Source organism: Nitratireductor sp. (genome assembly GCF_017794765.1).
Classification (GTDB): domain Bacteria; phylum Pseudomonadota; class Alphaproteobacteria; order Rhizobiales; family Rhizobiaceae; genus Nitratireductor.
Genome location: NZ_CP051236.1, coordinates 2,531,160 through 2,549,309, shown reverse-complemented (window position 1 = coordinate 2,549,309; position 18,150 = coordinate 2,531,160). Strand labels below are relative to the sequence as shown.

The following is an 18,150-nucleotide window of genomic DNA, read 5'->3' as shown; positions in this document are numbered from 1 at the left end:
CTACCTTCTTGTCGTCTCAGCGGTGCCACCGGCGTCTCCGGCGGCGGGAAGTATGATGCGGATCATCGCGCCGATGCCGTCATGGAAATCAGCCGGTGCGTCGTGCAGTTCCAGCCGCCCCCCGTGATCCTCGATGATCTTTTTCACGATGGCCAGGCCAAGGCCCGTCCCCTTTTCGCGCGTGGTCATATAGGGTTCGAGCAGACGCTGGCGGTTTTCCCGCGGCAATCCCTTGCCATTGTCGATCACTTCAACCTGGATAAAGCGGCCGTTCATGCCCGCATTGATACGGATCGCACCCGGCTGACCATTGTTTCGTTCGGCGGCGTCGATCGCCTCTGCGGCGTTCTTGATCACGTTCCCGAAGGCCTGGCCCATCAAACGAGCGTCGAAACGCCCCATTAGCGGGGTCTCCGAGATATGTCGTTCAAAGCTGATCTCGTTGCGGGCGACCTCCACCAGAAATGAAGCCTCGCGCAGCGGTTCCCTCAGATCGAGGTGCTGGATGTCCGGCTTTGGCATCCGCGCAAAAGCCGAGAACTCATCGACCATTCGTCCGATATCACCGACTTGCCGGATGATCGTATCGGTACACTGATCGAAGATCTCCCTGTCCTGTTCGATTACCTTCCCGAACCTGCGGCGGATGCGCTCGGCAGACAACTGGATCGGAGTCAGCGGGTTTTTGATCTCATGAGCAATGCGCCGTGCGACATCCGCCCAGGCCATTGATCGTTGTGCCTGCATCAAATCAGTGATGTCGTCGACCGTTACCACGTAGGAATGCTCATCGTCCTCGTTGACACCCTCTTCCGTCGTGATCTGGATGTTGAAGGTACGTTCCGATCCCCCCCGAAAGAAAGTAGCCTGTTCGCGGTAGACGGGTCGGCCCGTCTTGCGCCCGGTCTCGAACACGCGCCCGAGATGCGGCAGAACAGCCGAGAGATTCCTGTTCACCGCTTCGTGCGCAGAAATGTCGAGCATAGCCTCGGCGGAGCGGTTGACCATGGCAACCGAACCGTCCGCCTCCACACCGATAACGCCCGCACTGACGCCGGACAGCACCGCCTCGGTGAAGCGGCGCCGCTCGTCAATCACGTCCTTGGCGGCGATGAGCTGATCGCGCTGCGATTTGAGCTGTTGCGTCATCTTGTTGAACGTGTCGCCGAGGAGACCGACATCGCCGTCGGAGGATCGTACGGGAACGGTGACGTCGAGATCACCGGTGGACACCGCTCCTGCCGCGCCAATCAACTGGCGTATCGGACGCACCAGGCGGTCCGCAACAGCGATGCCTGTCCAGATCGCTGCAAGGACGATCGCCAGTGTCACGACGAGATACAACAGCGCAAAAGCGATTTGTGTGTTGCCGCGATTTCCTTCGAGAGAACGGTACTCATCCGTGTTGGTGCGTACGATCTGTCGTGCTTTCAAGACCTCGGGATCCAGCAGCGCGCCGGTATAAAGATAGGCGTCGGGGATATCCTGAAGTTTGTAGACAGCAGTCACCAGATTGGTCCCGCCAATTTCATTGAAGGCGATCTGGGAGCTGTTGGCGATTTCCATCGCCTTGCTTCCGGGACGCGGCAGCGGAATATCTTCCACCATCTGCGCGCTCATGATCACAGAACCGTCTTCGCGGACCAGTTCGGCATCCGCCAGCCCGCGGAGCATGGCTTGGCGCGTCATGAAATCGCGGAAGCCATATCGGTCGAGATTGTACAGCGTGCGCGCCTGATCAAGCCGAACACCCATGCTCTCCGTCGTGCCCTGCAGGCTTCGCGCATTCTGCTGCACATAGGCATCGGCGATCGAGAGCGAGGAATAGACGATTACCTTCGTGCGGAGTTCGAACCATCGGTCAAGGCCGAGTTCAAGCGTGACCGAGGCGATTACCGCCACAAGGATCGCGGGTATCGCCGCCACCAGAGAGAACATCGCGATGATGCGCACGTGCAGGCGAGACGCCGCCCTCTGGCCTTTCCGCGATTTGTAGATGCGCAGGCCCTCGAGGACGATCAGCCCGAACAAAAGCATGATGAAGGCGAAATTCACCGTGATTAGGAGAAGCGTTGTCTGCTCATCCGGTGTAAAAGGCGTCAGCCCCAGAAGCACCGTGAAAGAGACTGCGGCCGTCAGAAGTGCACCGAGTGCTGCCGCGACGCCGACATAAAACGTGGCCGAACGCCCACGCCGCACAGGCGAAGCCGCAACAAAAGGCTGCGTCGGCGAACTTTCAGACAAGCTTACCATAACTCCCGCTTCTGCTCTCCAGCACCGCCCGAATGTTGCACATATGCAACGACTGTCACCCGCTGGCAACAGTTGCATTTCCCAACATTGCGGCATTGCTGGGGCAAAATGGGGATCTGCGGGATCGGAGAACAGTCAGCGGGCGAGTTTTCCCGCGTTGTTAGCCAGCGCCACGATAGATGTTGATTCCATAGTCGCGAATCTTCTTACGAAGGGTGTTGCGGTTGAGCCCGAGGAGATCTGCGGCCTTCAGCTGGTTTCCACCGGTAGCCGTAAGTGCAGCGATCAGGAGCGGCTGTTCGACGTCGGAAAGGACCCGCTGATACAGCCCGGCCGGTGGAAGCTGGTCGCCGAACTGCCCGAAATAGCGTTGAAGATGCTGCTCGACGGCCTGCGTCAGTGTTGTTTCTTCGAGAAGCGCTTCCTGCTGGCTTACCCGCAAAGCACCAGCGGCGCGCAACTCCTGTTCAATGATCTCGGCAGAGATTTCATCCTGCGGATAAAGAGCCGCCAGGCGCCGCACCAGGTTTTCCAGTTCACGCACATTGCCCGGCCAGCGATAATTTTTAAGCCGGTCGAGCCCGTCCGATCCAATGCGCTTGGCCTGCAATCCTTCCTGCTCGGCCCGCGCAAAAAAGTGCCGCACGAGATCGGGTATATCCTCGGCCCGCTCACGCAACGGAGGCAGACGCAGCGGCACCACATTGAGCCGATAAAACAGATCCTCGCGGAAAAGCCCCTGATCGATCAGCATTCTGGGGTCCTTGTTGGTGGCAGCCACGATGCGCACATCGGTCCGGATCGGGGTGCGCCCGCCGACGGTCGTATACTCCCCCTGCTGCAGCACGCGAAGGAGGCGTGTTTGTGCCTCCATTGGCATGTCGCCGATCTCGTCTAGAAAGAGCGTTCCGCCTTCCGCCTGTTCGAAGCGACCGAAGGAGCGCGCCTGCGCACCGGTAAATGCTCCTTTTTCATGTCCGAAGAGCTCGGATTCGATGAGGTCGCGCGGGATGGCGGCCATGTTGATCGCCACAAAGGGCCCCTTTCGCCTGCGGCCATACTCATGAAGCGCTCGCGCCACCAGTTCCTTGCCAGTGCCGGACTCTCCACTGATCATAACAGTGAGGTCGGTCTGCATCATGCGCGCCAGCAGGCGATAGATTTCCTGCATGGCAGCCGAACGACCGATGAGAGGCAGGGCGTCGGGCGCTTCAGCGCTCGCGCTCTCCTTCTGATTCGATTTCGGTTCCGAGAGCGCGCGTCCGACGATGTTGACGAGTTCTGTCAGGTCGAAAGGCTTAGGCAGATACTCATAGGCCCCCACTTCCGAGGCCCGGATCGCGGTCATGAACGTATTTTGCGCGCTCATGGCAACGACCGGGAGGTCGGGACGGGCCTTGCGGATTCGCGGCAGCAGGTCGAAGGCATTGCCGTCGGGCATCACCACATCAGTGATCACCAGATCCCCCTCGCCCGCAGAAACCCAGCGCCAGAGCGTCTCCACGTTCGAGGTCACCCGCACGTCGTGACCCGCGCGTGAAAGTGCCTGATTGAGCACAGTGCGGATGGCTGCGTCGTCGTCGGCGACGAGAATGCTGGTCATGCGGGCGTATCCTTTTCATTGACAAGGACATCCTTGCGGCGCGCTTCGCGCCAGGCAGGCATCAGGATGCGGAAAACCGTGCCGCGCTGGCCGGACGATTCGCACTCGATGACGCCGCCATGCGCACCGACGATCTTGGCGACCAGCGCGAGCCCCAGACCGGAGCCATTCTGTTTGGAAGTCACAAAAGGATCGAAGATGATTTGGCGCAGGTCCTCGGGAATCCCCGGCCCATTGTCATGAACGCAGAATTCCAGCGGCAAGGCCACACGATCCGGTGAGCCCGGAACTGACAGACGAATACCCGGCCGGAACGCGGTCGTCAGCCTTATCTCGCCATCGTCCCTGTCGCCGATCGCTTCAGCGGCGTTCTTCACCAGGTTCAGGAACACCTGGATCAACTGATCACGGTTTGCCCATACGGGCGGCAGGGAGGGATCGTAGTCCTCGACAATACTCACCTTGCGGGCAAAGCCGCTTTTGGCGACCGCCTTGACGTGATCAAGCACCAGGTGAATGTTGATCGGGTCGCGCTCCACCGGGCGTTCGTCTGAGAACACTTCCATGCGATCCACCAGCGCGACGATCCGGTCCGTCTCCTCGGTGATGAGGCGTGTCAGCGCCCGGTCTTCGTCGGAAACCGCGTGTTCGAGCAATTGTGCGGCACCGCGAATGCCCGAAAGCGGGTTCTTGATCTCATGGGCGAGCATGGCTGCCAATCCCGTTACCGACCGGGCTGCCCCACGATGCACCATCTGCCGGTCGATCTTGTCGGCCATGGAGCGTTCCTGCAGAAGAAGCGCGACCGCGCCCGGCACTTCCGAAACAGGTGCTGCATGGATATCCACCATGCGCTCCGCCCCCAGCCGCGGCGAGGAAATGTCGACGCGATATTCATTGATGGCCACACGCTGCTCGCGCACCTGTTCCACAAGCGCAATCAAGGGGCTCCCGAAGGGAACGAAATCTTCCAGCCGGCTGCGGGCAAGGATGGAGGCGCCCGAGCGAAAGAAGTCCTCCGCTTCCGCATTGACCTCGACCATGAAACCATCGCGGTCGATCATCACCATCGGATGCCTCAGCGTGTTCAGGAGAAGACTGGCGGGGCCGATCTCCATGCGTGTGGGCTCCTCCTGTCTGTTCATGCGGCCAGACGCTCCTCGTGTCTGCGAAAAAGCCCGCGCAGAAGGCGCGAGACCTCGCGATGATCGGTCCCCGTCATGATCGCCTTGCGGCTTTCTGCATCGATCTCGCCAAGATGCCGGTCCATGTACCAGCCAAGATGTTTGCGCGCGTGCCGTGTGCCATGCTCGATGCCGTAAAGGGCGAGCATCGCCTCGTAATGATCGATCACATAGTCGGCGAGGTTTTCAGGCCGGCGTTCGGCATTGGCAGCAACCGCTCCGGCCGTCCACGGCGCGCCGTAATGCGCACGGCCGACCATCACCGCATCCGCACCGGATGCGGCCAGGATGCCCGCAGCATCCTCTGGCGTGGTCACGTCGCCATTGGCCACGACCGGGATGCCGACGGCGTCCTTCACCGCCGAAATGGCCCGCCAGTCCGCCTTGCCCTTGTAGAACTGGCAGCGTGTGCGTCCGTGTACCGTGACCATTGCAACGCCTGCGTCCTCGGCACGGCTGGCGATGTCCGGAGCGTTCAGCGCATTCTCGTCCCATCCAAGCCGCATCTTCACCGTAACGGGCACCCGTACCGCCGCGACAACCGCCTCGATCAGGCTCAGCGCATGGTCGGGTTCACGCATCAGCGCAGAGCCGGAGTAACCGCCCGTCACCTTCTTGGCGGGGCAACCCATATTGATGTCGATGATATCGGCGCCTTCAGCTTCCGCGATCCGCGCGCCTTCGACCATCCAGCGCGCCTCCCTGCCCGCAAGCTGCACCATGTGCACGTCCACCTCCGGACGGCGCAGACGGCGGGCCGATTCGGCTTTTCCGCGCGCGAGCTCGCCGCTCGCCACCATTTCGGACACCACAAGGCCGGCTCCATGCGCATGGGCCCGCGCACGAAAGGCAAGATCGGTCACGCCCGACATCGGCGCCAGAAACACCCGGTTGCGGATCGTCACGGATCCGATCGTGAGCGGTGTCGAAAGAAATTCAGTGGATGAGATGCACAAAATTAAAGCACCTTTTGTTTGTGCTCATTATTTAGCCACTTCAAGCCCGGCCTGCAACACACAATTCGCGCGGAATAGGTGGCATGCAAATTCGGCTGGCCTTTCGCGGCGTGTCTTATTATGCGTCTGCCCTATGGACAAGCAGATGCACCAATCCGAGACCCTTGCCGAGACGAACCCCGTGGCACCGCGTTCGGCGGGAGAAGTCGCTGCCGTCATCGTCGCCGCAGGCCGGGGCGAGCGCGCAGGCCAATCCACCGAGGGACCCAAGCAATATCGCCTGATCGGTGGCAAGCCGGTTCTGCGTCACACGCTTGAGACCTTCCTCTCCGATCCCCGTATCGGGCGCATCGTTGTCGCGATCCATCCCGATGACGAGGCTCTCTTTGCGGAGGCGATAGCCGGGCTTTCCAGTCAGCGTGTCCAGGCGATCCATGGCGGTCATTCAAGGCAGGCCTCCACGCGGCTCGCCCTGCTTGCGCTCTACGATCCCGCCCCCCAGACCGTCCTGATTCACGATGGTGTGCGTCCGTTCATCGACCGGGAGCTGATCGACCGGATAATCAACACGGTGGAGGAGGGTCAGGGCGCGTTGCCCGCCCTGCCCGTCGCCGACACGGTCAAACGGGCCGGCCCCGCGGGGTTCATCGCCGAAACCGTGCCGCGTCACGATCTACATGCCGCCCAGACCCCGCAGGGCTTTCCTTTCGCGCTGATCGCTGCGGCCCATGAGCGCGCGCACAAGCTCGGTCGCGAGGATTTCACCGACGACGCGTCGATCGCCGAATGGGCAAAGATTCCCGTTCGCCTGGTTGCCGGCGCCGTCGACAACATCAAGCTCACCTGGGCGCGCGACATTGCTCTGGCCGATGAGCGCCTGAACCGCCCGACCGCATTCCCCGATGTGCGTACCGGCAATGGCTATGATGTCCACACCTTCACCGATGGCGATGCCGTCATTCTGTGCGGTGTCAGCATCCCACACACGAAGCGTCTCGCCGGCCATTCGGATGCCGATGTCGGCCTGCACGCACTCACTGACGCGCTGCTTGCCACCTGTGGCGCCGGTGACATCGGCACGCATTTTCCCCCTTCGGACCCGCAGTGGAAGGGTGCTGCCTCGCACATTTTCCTCGAACATGCGGCCCGCATCGTGCGCGAGGCGGGCGGACGCATCGCCAATGCCGATGTCACAATCATTTGCGAAGCACCAAAAGTCGGCCCCCACCGGGAAGCCATGACGGCAGCACTCTCCGCCATGCTCGGCATCGCGCCGCACCGCATCTCCATCAAGGCCACCACCAACGAAAAAATGGGTTTCATTGGTCGCGAGGAAGGCATAGCGGCCATTGCAACGGCCAGTGTGATCTATCCCGGCGAGGTGCCGGCATGAGCGAATACGAGGAACGCGCCCGCGCGGTTCTTTCCGCCTGCAAAGCGCGCGGCATCATGCTGGCCACCGCCGAATCCTGCACCGGCGGCATGATCGCCGCAGCCCTCACCGACATCGCAGGCTCATCCACTGTCGTCGATCGCGGCTACGTCACCTATTCCAACGAAGCCAAGATGGACATGCTCGGCGTCCTGCCCGAAACACTCGCCACCCATGGTGCCGTTTCGGAAGAGACTGCTCTCGAAATGGCCTCCGGCGCGCTTGATCGCTCGCGCGCAGGCGTGGCGGTTGCCGTCACCGGCATTGCCGGGCCCGATGGGGGCTCGGAGGAGAAGCCGGTTGGCCTCGTCTGGTTCGGTCTGGCGCTTGAGGGACGTCCGCCCACTGCACAATCGCACATCTTCTCTGGTCAGGATCGCGCAGCCGTTCGCTCTTCCACTGTGGAAATGGCGCTGAATCTGGTGCTTTCATCCCTGAAGAACGCTTAAGCGGCTGCTCCGTAGACCACATCGGCACGGCGCTCGAAGGCTTCGGAAAACATGCGGAACGCGCGATCGAACATGGCGCCCATGACCGCGCCGAGCATGCGGCTCTTGAATTCATATTCGATAAAGAAGTGGATGTCGCATTCGGCCTCACCGGCCGGCTCAAAGCGCCATTCGTTCTTCAGAAAGCGAAAAGGCCCATCGACGTAGCGGACATCGATCGCCGCTTCCTGCGGCTTGAGCGTGACCTGGCTCGTAAATGTCTCGCGCAGCGCCTTGTAACCAACCGTCATGTCGGCGACCAGAAGCGTCACCCCGTCACGTTCCTTTCGAGTGCGTACGGTCAGTGCCTCGCACATGGGTACGAACTCGGGATATTTCTCCACATCCGCGACCAGCGCAAACATGTCTTCAGGCGTGTGCGCCACCCGGCGCACGGTCTCGAATTTCGGCATCAGTTCGCAGCAGGACCCACAGCGTTCAGGCGCGCATCACGCGCTGCCTTCAGCTTGGCGAAATCCTCGCCCGCATGGTGAGAGGAGCGTGTCAGAGGGCTCGACGACACCATGAGGAAGCCCTTCGTGTAAGCCACAGTTTCATAGGACTTGAATTCTTCGGGCGTGACGAATTTTTTCACCGGATGGTGCTTGCGCGTCGGCTGCAGATACTGGCCGATGGTCATGAAGTCGACATTGGCCGAGCGCAGATCGTCCATGAGCTGCAATACTTCGTTGCGCTCCTCGCCAAGCCCCACCATGATCCCGGATTTGGTGAACATGGTCGGATCCAGCTCTTTCACCTGCTGGAGAAGGCGCAGCGAATGGAAATAGCGCGCGCCGGGGCGCACCTTCAGATAGTTGCCCGGAACAGTCTCCAGATTGTGGTTGAACACATCGGGTTTTGCCGCAACCACGATTTCCAGTGCACCGTCCTTGCGCAGGAAATCCGGTGTCAGGATCTCAATGGTCGTTTCGGGCGATGCCGCGCGGATCGCGCCGATCACGTCGGCAAAGTGCTGCGCACCGCCATCGGCGAGATCGTCCCGGTCGACCGATGTGATAACCACATGCTTGAGCGCCATCTCGCGCACGGCCTTGGCGACGTTCTCCGGCTCGTTGATGTCCACTGGGCCGGGAATGCCGGTCGCGACATTGCAGAAGGCACAGGCGCGAGTGCAAATCTCCCCGAGGATCATGAAGGTCGCGTGCTTCTTGTCCCAGCATTCGCCGATATTCGGGCAGCCGGCCTCCTCGCACACGGTCACGAGCTTGTTGGACTTCACAATCTCGCGGGTCTCCAGATAGCCCTGCGAGGTCGGTGCCTTGACCCGGATCCATTTGGGCTTGCGTAGCACTTCCTGATCGGGCCGGTGCGCCTTTTCAGGGTGCCGCGGACGCGGCTTGGCAGTGACAGTATCGAGAATCGTGACCATGTTTGTCCTATCGCGCCCGGCTGGAAGACGAGCGTCCGAATACCCAGAGGATCAGGATCGCGCCAACAATGGCGATCACCAGATTGCCCAGAAAACCGTAGAACGAAATTCCGACAAGGCCGGCAAGCGTTCCACCGACAAAGGAACCGGCAATGCCGACAAGGATGTTGGTGAAGAACCCATGCTCGCGGTTCATCGTTTTCTCGGCCACGTAACCGGCCAGAAAACCGATCACGAGAAGGCCGAAAAAGCCGACGCCGGGCATGCCCAGAAGACCGTAGCTTTCTTCCATCATCCTGCTCCTCGTTCAAAGTTCCCCCGCATATAGTCCAGTTGGTGCGGGGGAAACAGGGGTTCAGCCCGTTTTAGGCGTTGAGCGTGCGCCCATAGGCGTCCAGCACACTTTCCTTCATCATCTCCGAAAGGGTCGGATGCGGGAAGACGGTGTGCATCAGCTCTTCTTCCGTGGTCTCAAGGTTCATCGCAACGACAAAGCCCTGGATCAGCTCGGTCACTTCCGCGCCGATCATGTGCGCGCCCAGAAGCTCACCCGTCTTCTTGTCGAAGATCGTCTTGATGAAGCCCTGATCCTCGCCAAGGGCAATCGCCTTGCCGTTGGCGACGAACTGGTAGCGGCCAACCCGGATGTCGCGACCGGCTTCCTTGGCTTTCGCTTCCGTCATTCCGACGGAGGCAACCTGCGGATGGCAATAGGTACAGCCCGGAATGAGCCCCTTGTCGAGAGCATGCACGCCAGGCACACCGGCGATCTTTTCGATGCAGATCACGCCCTCATGCTCGGCCTTGTGCGCCAGCATGGGCGGGCCTGCCACATCACCGATCGCATAGATGCCGTCGACGTTCGTGCGCCCGTATCCGTCAACGACCACGCAGCCGCGATCCGTCTTCACACCAAGCGATTCGAGGCCGAGATTTTCGATATTGCCCTGCACGCCAACGGCGGAAATCAGCTTTTCGGCCGAAATCTTCTCAACCTTGCCGTCCTTGGTCTCCACATGGGCGGTGATCCCGTCCCTGCTCTTCTCGACCTTCGCAACCTTGGCCTCAAGCTTGAACTTGATGCCCTGCTTTTCGAACTGGCGCTTTGCGAACTTGGAGACCTCAGCATCCTCAATCGGCAGGATCTGCGGCATCAGCTCTACCACGGTCACCTCCGCACCCATGGTGCGGTAGAAGGAGGCGAACTCCATGCCAATGGCGCCGGAACCCATCACGACCAGCGATTTCGGCATCGTCTTGGGAACCATTGCCTCGAAATAGGTCCAGATCTTGTCGCCATCGGGCTCAATACCCGGCAGAACGCGCGGGCGCGCGCCCGTGGCGACAATGATGTGCTTCGCCTTGTAGGTGCCGGCACCCTTGGTGTTCTTCGGCATGGGTGGCTGCGGTTGCATCGCCTTTTTCGAAGGCTCGGAAACGACCACCTCACCCGGCTTGGAAAGCTTCGCCTCGCCCCAGATCACATCAATCTTGTTCTTTTTCATCAGGAATCCGACACCGCCATTCAGGCGCTGGGACACCTTGCGCGAACGGTCCACAACGGCGTCCACATCGGCCGAAATCTTGCCTTCAATGGTCAGTCCGTAATCCTTGCCGTTTTCGGCATAATGCTTGATCTCGGCCGAACGCAGCAGAGCCTTTGTCGGGATACAGCCCCAGTTCAGGCAGATGCCGCCCAGATGCTCGCGCTCCACGATTGCCGTTTTTAAACCAAGCTGTGCAGCACGGACGGCGGTGACATAGCCGCCGGGTCCCGATCCTATGATGATAACGTCGTAATTTTCAGCCACAGCTGGTTTCTCCTTGTCGTCGTATCATTGTCCGGGCGCAGCTTTGGAACGGCCGCGCCCCGAGAGTTTTCAGGTCCGCGCAGCCCCGCGCAGACCAAAAGCGATGAGCAATAGAAACACGCCGTTGGAAAGCAGTTCCACGGCGAGCAGAATGCCCAGGATGGTCGCTGCAGCCCATGGCATGTCCGCCAGTATCATCACACCAAGCAGCAGCGAGACGATGCCTGAAAAGAGCACCCACCCCCAGCCGGAGAGCGGCCGGAATGCGAACGCATACATGATCTTCACCACACCGAGCACCAAAAACATGATCGCGACCAGAATGGTAAGCGATATGATCCCCGCGGCCGGTTTGACGATGATCGATATGCCCACGGCAAGCGTCAGCGCCCCGAGCAGAAGTGCCCACAAAAAGCCGCCCCAGCCACGAACACGGAAGGCCTGCACGATCTGGAGCACGCCAAACAGAACGAAAGTCCAGGCCGCGAGTATCGCTGCCGTCATGGTTGCGGCGAACGGATTGGCAAGCGCCAGAATGCCGCCAATCAAAGAGACTGCTCCAAGCAGTGCCAGCCATCCCCACGACGCATGTACGCTTTCATTTCCCAAAGTGTTGGCCATGCTCAACCCTCCTTTTTCAAAGTCCAAGCATGTCTCTCACGACCGGGGCGAGCCCCCGGCCAATGGAGCTCGTGTTTTCCGCGTCCAGGTGAACGCCGTCAAGCGGGCTTGTGCGTGCAACAGAAGCGGCATCGAAAAAGCCCGTACCGGTTTCCCTGGCGAGCGATGCATAGAGGGTGGCCAGCTTGGCCGATTCGATACGAGCGCTCTCAAACAAAGCCGCGAAATCGGGATCAGGCGTTTCACAGGCCGGCGGAGGCGACATGATGAGGACCTTCGGTGCCGGTTCTCCCATCGGATAGTCATGCCCGCGCACTATGTCGATCAGGCGCTGCATGCCCTGTTTGGCTCCAAATGCGTGGCCGCAAATGAAGGGCTTCATGTCGTTGGTGCCCAGCATGATGACAACCAGATCGAGCGGCGCATGGCTGGTCAGGAGCGTGGGCAGAACGCGTGCGCCATTACGGTCGGCGCCCGAGGCGAAGTCGTCGAAAACCGTAGTTCGGCCATTCAGCCCTTCGGCAACCACGCGTGCCGTGCCGCCAAGTTCCGCTTCAAGAACGCTCGGCCAGCGAACGTCATGGGCGTGCCGCCCGGGGCCGTCAGGGTCATACCCCCATGTCAGCGAATCGCCAAAGCACAGGATGGTCTTCATCATTTGCCCCCGGGGTAGCAGTCCATACGGTCCCTATATCAGCATCGTCAGCGGGTTTTCGATGACCTTCCTGAAGGCCGCGAGAAGTTCGGCGCCGAGCGCACCGTCCACCGCGCGGTGATCGGTCGAAAGCGTCACCGACATCACCGTTGCAACCTTCACCTCGCCATCCTTCACCACGGGCCGCTGCTCGCCAGCACCCACCGCAAGGATCGTCGCATGCGGCGGGTTGATGACGGCGGCGAAGTCCTTGATGCCGAACATGCCGAGATTGGAAACGGCCGTGTTGCCGCCCTGATACTCTTCCGCCTTCAGCTTGCGCGAGCGCGCCCGCGTGGCCAGATCCTTCATCTCGTTGGAAATCGCCGACAGCGTCTTCTCGTCGGCGCGGCGGATGATCGGCGTGATCAGGCCGCCGGGGATCGACACGGCAACGCCCACATCGGCGTTTTTGTGTTTCACCATGGCGCTCTCGGTCCAGGAGACATTCGCCTCCGGCACCATGGCGAGCGCTTTTGCGTGCGCCTTGATGACCATGTCGTTGACCGACAGCTTGTAAGCCGGCTTCTCGCCATTCTCACCCTTCACCTTCGGCGCGGCCTCGTTGAGCTGCTTGCGCAGCGCCAGAAGCGCGTCGATCTCGCAGTCGAGCGTCAGGTAGAAATGCGGGACGGTGGATTTCGCCTCAACCAGTCGGCGGGCGATGGTCTTGCGCATGCTGTCATGCGGGATGAGCTCGTAGGAGCCCTCCTCGAACAGTTTCATCACCTGATCGTCGGACATGGCCGGCTGAGCGGACGGAGCGGCAGAAGCTGCGGCGGCTGCTTTCGCGCCACCATCCTTTTCAGCCGCTTCCACATCGGCCTTGACGATCCGGCCCTTCGGACCGGAGCCCGAAATGGCCGAAAGATCGAGCCCGGCTTCCTTCGCCAGACGGCGGGCGAGCGGGGAGGCAAACACACGCTCGCCATCGCCTGCCGGCGCCGCTTTCGCTTCCGCAGGCTTTGCCTCGGATTTGGCAGCGGGCGCTTCTTCCTTTGCAGGCTTTTCAGACTTGGGTTCAGGCTTGGAGTCGGAACCGCTCTCGGCAGCTTTCGCCGCCGCATTGGCATCCTCGCCCTCCTCGGCCAGAACCGCGATCAGCGCATTCACCTTCACGCCTTCGGTGCCTTCCGGCACCACCAGCTTTGCGACGGTGCCCTCGTCCACCGCTTCCACTTCCATGGTCGCCTTGTCGGTCTCGATCTCGGCAATCACGTCGCCTGGAGCAACGCTGTCGCCCTCCTTGACCATCCATTTGGCGAGATTGCCCTCTTCCATCGTTGGCGAAAGGGCAGGCATGGTGACTTTGATCGGCATGGTGTCCTCCCCTTAGCTGCGATAGGAAACGGCTTTCACCGCCTCGACCACTTCGGCGACATTCGGCAGCGCCAGCTTTTCAAGGTTCGCCGCATAAGGCATCGGCACATCCTTGCCAGCAACCGTGATCACCGGCGCATCGAGATAGTCAAACGCCCGCTGCATCACCTGGCTGGCGATATGCGCGCCGACCGAAGACTGCGGGAACCCTTCCTCGACCGTCACCAGACGGTTGGTCTTCTTGACGGATTCGATCACCGTATCGAGATCCATCGGGCGGATCGTGCGCAGGTCGATCACCTCCACATCGATGCCCTCGCCCGCCAGTTCTTCCGCCGCCTTGACCGCATAGGTCATGCCGATGCCGAAGGAAACGATGGTGGCGTCCTTGCCTTCCTTGTGGATGCGCGCCTTGCCGATGGGCAGCACGAAATCATCCATCATCGGAACGTCAAAGCTCTGACCGTAGAGAATCTCGTTTTCAAGGAAGATCACCGGGTTCGGATCGCGGATCGCGGCCTTCAAAAGCCCCTTCGCGTCCGCTGCCGTATAAGGCATCACCACCTTGAGCCCCGGGATATGGCCGTACCAGGCCGCATAGCACTGCGAATGCTGTGCGGCCACGCGGGCAGCCGCCCCGTTCGGTCCGCGGAACACGATGGGCGCACCCATCTGGCCGCCGGCCATATAGAGCGTCTTGGCTGCGGAGTTCACGATCTGGTCAATCGCCTGCATGGCGAAGTTGAACGTCATGAATTCGACGATCGGCTTCAGCCCGGCAAAGGCCGCACCAACGCCGACGCCGGCAAAGCCGTGCTCGGTGATCGGCGTGTCGACCACGCGCTTGTCGCCGAACTCCTGAAGCAGCCCCTGGGTCACCTTGTAGGCGCCCTGATATTCGGCCACCTCTTCACCCATGACGAAAACATCGCCATCGCGGCGCATTTCCTCCGCCATGGCATCGCGCAGGGCTTCGCGCACGGTGGTCGAAACCATCTCCGTGCCCTCGGGAATGTCCGGATCGGCGGCGATTTTAATTTCAGGTGCAGCAGGGACCGAAGCGCCGCCGGAGGGTTTTTCTTCCGTTTCCGTCTTTGCCGTTTCGTCTCCCGATGCATCGGAGGCAGGCTTCGAGGCTGTCTTGTCGAGATCGGCCTCGCTTTCGCCTTCACCCAGAAGAAGCGCAATGGCGGTATTGACCTTCACGCCTTCGGTGCCTTCGGCGATCAGGATCTTGCCGAGCGTGCCTTCGTCCACGGCTTCCACTTCCATGGTCGCCTTGTCGGTTTCGATCTCGGCGATCACGTCACCGGGCGCGACGGCATCGCCTTCCTTCTTGATCCATTTGGAAAGATTGCCCTCTTCCATGGTCGGAGAGAGCGCGGGCATGAGAATTTCGGTTGGCATGTCGGCCCTCCCCTCAAAGCAGAATGTCGGTGTAGAGTTCGGATACATCCGGTTCCGGATCCGTCTGCGCGAATTCGGCCGAATCACCGACGATCTCGCGCACCTCCTTGTCGATGGCCTTCAGTTCGTCTTCGTCAGCCCATTTGTTCGCCACCAGACGCTGCTTCACCTGCTCGATGGGATCATGTTCGGAGCGCATTTTCTGCACTTCATCCTTGGAGCGGTATTTGGCAGGATCCGACATGGAATGGCCGCGATAGCGATAGGTCTGCATTTCCAGAATGATCGGCCCCTTGCCCGAACGGCACCATTCCACGGCCAGATCGCCGGCGGCCTTGACCGCGCGCACATCCATGCCATCCACCTGAATGCCCGGGATCTTGAAGGAAAGACCGCGATGGGAGAAATCGGTCTCCGCCGAGGAGCGCGCCACGGCCGTGCCCATGGCATAGCGGTTATTCTCGATGATGTAGACCACCGGAAGCTTCCACAGCGAGGCCATGTTGAAGCTCTCATAGACCTGGCCCTGATTGGCAGCGCCATCGCCGAAATAGGTGATCGAAACGCTGTCATCGCCCCGATAGCGGTTGGCGAAGGCGAGCCCGGTGCCAAGCGGCACCTGCGCGCCGACAATGCCGTGACCGCCGTAAAATTTCTTCTCCTTGGAGAACATGTGCATGGAGCCGCCCTTGCCCTTGGAGTAGCCGTTGCGGCGCCCCGTAAGCTCGGCCATCACGCCGCGCGCTTCCATGCCCGTTGCGAGCATGTGTCCATGATCGCGATAACCGGTAATCACCTGGTCGCCGTCCTTCATGCTCATCTGCATGCCGACGACCACGGCCTCCTGGCCAATATAAAGGTGACAGAAACCGCCGATCAGGCCCATGCCATAGAGCTGGCCGGCCTTTTCCTCGAAACGACGGATCAGAAGCATTTCACGATAGGCGTGAAGCTCCTGTTCCTTGTCAAAATCTTCCGGCTTGGGTGGCTTGGGTGCCTGAACAGCACTCCCTGACGCCCCTTTCTTGGTCGAGCGTGACCTTGCGGCACTTGTCTTGCTTGCGGCTCGCGCCATGCCTCTACTCCCTAGCTGACATTCCGGGGAATTTGTGCAACGGTAGAGTCAGGCATTGGTTGCGCCGTGAGCCTCCCGTCATCTCCCGCTTATGGTAGATGAAGCTAGCACGTGGAGCAAAATTCGGCCATTCAAAATCCGCATAGCTGCCATGCAGCTAAACGATTGGATTTTCACATATTATTGTTGATTAAGTGAAATTCAGTTAATTCAACGATCAGCGCCAATGAGGATAATGACCTCATTTTCTCGCGCCAGATTGAGCGCACGACGCGCCTGTTCGTCGAGCATATCCTTTTCAAGACTGCCATCGTTCACCAGAGCAACCCTGTGCTCAAGCTCCTTGCGCTTGGCGACAAGTTCATCAAGCCGGGCCTGCGCTTCGGCGATCCGTGTCTCAAGCCTGTATTTCGAGTATATGCCATAATCGCCGTGATAGGCGTGAAAGCCAAAATAGGCGAGAAAAAGCCCCGTGATCGTCGGAACGATCAGACGGCCAGTGTTGCGGCGTTTGTGATGACGTGTCCACATGCGGAAAAACCCTTCTCCCGCATGTGACCATATGTTGCTTAAAGGACCGTTATTTCCCTACGGTCACCTGAAGACTTTATCCGCGCAGGATCGATTTTCCCGCGTAGCGCGCCTGCGGGCCGAGCTCTTCCTCGATGCGGATGAGCTGATTGTACTTCGCCGTGCGATCCGAGCGCGCCAGCGAACCGGTCTTGATCTGCCCGCAATTGGTGGCAACGGCCAGATCCGAAATGGTCGAATCCTCGGTTTCGCCAGAACGGTGCGACATGACTGCCGTGTAGCCGGCCTTGTGCGCTGTCTCCACCGCGTCGAGCGTTTCAGTCAGCGTGCCGATCTGGTTCACCTTCACCAGAATCGAGTTGCCGATCCCCATCTTGATGCCATCGCGCAGGCGCGCCGAGTTGGTGACGAACAGATCGTCGCCAACGAGTTGGGCTTTGTCGCCAACCAGGTCGGTGAGGATCTTCCAGCCCTCGAAATCGTCTTCCGACATGCCGTCTTCGATGGAAATGATCGGATAGTTGCCGACGAGCTTTGCAAGATACTCGGCCTGCGCCTTGCCGTCGCGCGTCTGGCCTTCGCCTTCGTAGACGTATTTGCCTTCCTTGAAGAACTCGGTGGCAGCACAGTCGAGTGCAATGGCCACGTCCTCTCCCGGCTTGTAGCCGGCCTTCTCGATGGAGGCGAGAACGAAATCCAGTGCGTCTTCGGCGCTTTTCAGGTTCGGCGCAAAGCCGCCCTCATCGCCCACATTGGTGTTGTGGCCGGCATCCTTCAGCCCTGCTTTCAGTGTGTGGAAGATTTCCGAGCCCCAGCGCACGGCCTCGCGGATCGAGGATGCGCCGATGGGCATCACCATGAATTCCTGGAAATCGATCGGGTTGTCGGCATGGGCGCCGCCATTGACTATGTTCATCATCGGTACAGGCAGGACATGCGCGGAAGCGCCGCCCACATAGCGGTAAAGCGGGAGATTGGAGGCTTCGGCGGCCGCCTTTGCAACCGCCAGCGAAACGCCGAGGATCGCATTTGCGCCAAGACGGCCCTTGTTGGGGGTGCCGTCCAGATCGATCATCGCCTGGTCGATCTGCATCTGATTTTCAGCTTCAAGCCCGCTCAGGGTCTCGAAGATCTCGCCATTGATGGCATCGACTGCCTGCTCGACACCCTTTCCGAGATAGCGCTTGCCGCCATCGCGCAGTTCCACGGCCTCATGAGCACCGGTCGATGCGCCCGAAGGCACTGCGGCACGCCCCATCGAACCGTCTTCCAGAACCACATCGACCTCGACGGTGGGGTTGCCCCGGCTGTCCAGTATTTCGCGTCCGACAATGTCGAGAATGGCAGTCATTTTAGCTCTCTCTGATCTGAAGGTTGTCCCCGGC

Annotated in this window: 17 protein-coding genes; 2 read left to right on the top strand and 15 right to left on the bottom strand. The window is 60.4% G+C overall.

Annotated elements, in window-relative coordinates; all coding sequences use genetic code 11:
- From HF949_RS12045 to dusB, 4 genes are all read right to left on the bottom strand, one after another.
- Positions 1–2,253: a sensor histidine kinase NtrY-like gene (locus HF949_RS12045; protein ID WP_292895587.1), complete on the bottom strand. Its 2,253-nt coding sequence runs from the start codon at positions 2,251–2,253 to the stop codon at positions 1–3.
- 160 nt (positions 2,254–2,413) lie between these two features.
- Positions 2,414–3,856: a nitrogen regulation protein NR(I) gene (gene ntrC / locus HF949_RS12040; RefSeq protein WP_292895585.1), complete on the bottom strand. Its 1,443-nt coding sequence runs from the start codon at positions 3,854–3,856 to the stop codon at positions 2,414–2,416.
- On the bottom strand, positions 3,853–5,001 hold the full coding sequence (locus HF949_RS12035) for a two-component system sensor histidine kinase NtrB (RefSeq protein WP_292895583.1): 1,149 nt from the start codon (positions 4,999–5,001) through the stop codon (positions 3,853–3,855). The genes ntrC and HF949_RS12035 overlap by 4 nt, the downstream gene beginning before the upstream one ends.
- Positions 4,998–5,996, bottom strand: coding sequence for a tRNA dihydrouridine synthase DusB (dusB, locus tag HF949_RS12030; protein ID WP_292895581.1), 999 nt, complete (start codon positions 5,994–5,996; stop codon positions 4,998–5,000). Before dusB ends, HF949_RS12035 begins: the two co-directional genes overlap by 4 nt.
- A gap of 145 nt (positions 5,997–6,141) precedes the next feature.
- Between dusB and HF949_RS12025 the strand changes: the two genes are divergently transcribed.
- Complete coding sequence (locus HF949_RS12025; RefSeq protein ID WP_292895579.1) at positions 6,142–7,389, top strand: bifunctional 2-C-methyl-D-erythritol 4-phosphate cytidylyltransferase/2-C-methyl-D-erythritol 2,4-cyclodiphosphate synthase; 1,248 nt, start codon at positions 6,142–6,144, stop codon at positions 7,387–7,389.
- Complete coding sequence (locus HF949_RS12020; RefSeq protein ID WP_292895577.1) at positions 7,386–7,877, top strand: CinA family protein; 492 nt, start codon at positions 7,386–7,388, stop codon at positions 7,875–7,877. Before HF949_RS12025 ends, HF949_RS12020 begins: the two co-directional genes overlap by 4 nt.
- Here HF949_RS12020 and HF949_RS12015 read toward each other — a convergent pair.
- The 11 genes from HF949_RS12015 to eno form a co-directional block, all read right to left on the bottom strand.
- Positions 7,874–8,329 carry a type II toxin-antitoxin system RatA family toxin gene (locus HF949_RS12015; RefSeq protein WP_292895575.1) on the bottom strand — a complete coding sequence of 152 codons (456 nt, stop codon included), beginning with the start codon at positions 8,327–8,329 and terminating at the stop codon, positions 7,874–7,876. The genes HF949_RS12020 and HF949_RS12015 overlap by 4 nt on opposite strands.
- Positions 8,329–9,306, bottom strand: a complete 978-nt coding sequence (gene lipA / locus HF949_RS12010; RefSeq protein WP_292895573.1) for a lipoyl synthase — start codon at positions 9,304–9,306, stop codon at positions 8,329–8,331. Before lipA ends, HF949_RS12015 begins: the two co-directional genes overlap by 1 nt.
- 7 nt (positions 9,307–9,313) lie before the next feature.
- Complete coding sequence (locus HF949_RS12005) at positions 9,314–9,598, bottom strand: GlsB/YeaQ/YmgE family stress response membrane protein (protein ID WP_292900152.1); 285 nt, start codon at positions 9,596–9,598, stop codon at positions 9,314–9,316.
- A 73-nt stretch (positions 9,599–9,671) separates the two neighbouring features.
- Positions 9,672–11,117 (bottom strand): dihydrolipoyl dehydrogenase, encoded by a 1,446-nt coding sequence (gene lpdA, locus HF949_RS12000; protein ID WP_292895571.1) that lies wholly within the window; start codon positions 11,115–11,117, stop codon positions 9,672–9,674.
- A 69-nt stretch (positions 11,118–11,186) separates the two neighbouring features.
- A complete protein-coding gene (locus HF949_RS11995) occupies positions 11,187–11,738 on the bottom strand; it encodes an HdeD family acid-resistance protein (protein WP_292895569.1) in 552 nt (183 codons plus the stop codon).
- A gap of 16 nt (positions 11,739–11,754) precedes the next feature.
- Entirely contained in the window at positions 11,755–12,393 is a 639-nt protein-coding gene (locus HF949_RS11990; protein ID WP_292900150.1) for an SGNH/GDSL hydrolase family protein, read from the bottom strand.
- A gap of 33 nt (positions 12,394–12,426) precedes the next feature.
- Positions 12,427–13,752, bottom strand: coding sequence for a pyruvate dehydrogenase complex dihydrolipoamide acetyltransferase (locus HF949_RS11985; protein WP_292895567.1), 1,326 nt, complete (start codon positions 13,750–13,752; stop codon positions 12,427–12,429).
- A 12-nt stretch (positions 13,753–13,764) separates the two neighbouring features.
- Positions 13,765–15,120 carry a pyruvate dehydrogenase complex E1 component subunit beta gene (locus HF949_RS11980; RefSeq protein ID WP_441338405.1) on the bottom strand — a complete coding sequence of 452 codons (1,356 nt, stop codon included), beginning with the start codon at positions 15,118–15,120 and terminating at the stop codon, positions 13,765–13,767.
- 52 nt (positions 15,121–15,172) lie between these two features.
- Positions 15,173–16,234, bottom strand: a complete 1,062-nt coding sequence (gene pdhA, locus HF949_RS11975) for a pyruvate dehydrogenase (acetyl-transferring) E1 component subunit alpha (protein ID WP_292895563.1) — start codon at positions 16,232–16,234, stop codon at positions 15,173–15,175.
- A 210-nt stretch (positions 16,235–16,444) separates the two neighbouring features.
- Complete coding sequence (locus HF949_RS11970) at positions 16,445–16,765, bottom strand: FtsB family cell division protein (protein ID WP_292895561.1); 321 nt, start codon at positions 16,763–16,765, stop codon at positions 16,445–16,447.
- A 76-nt stretch (positions 16,766–16,841) separates the two neighbouring features.
- Positions 16,842–18,116, bottom strand: a complete 1,275-nt coding sequence (eno, locus tag HF949_RS11965; protein WP_292895559.1) for a phosphopyruvate hydratase — start codon at positions 18,114–18,116, stop codon at positions 16,842–16,844.
- Positions 18,117–18,150 lie beyond the last annotated feature (34 nt).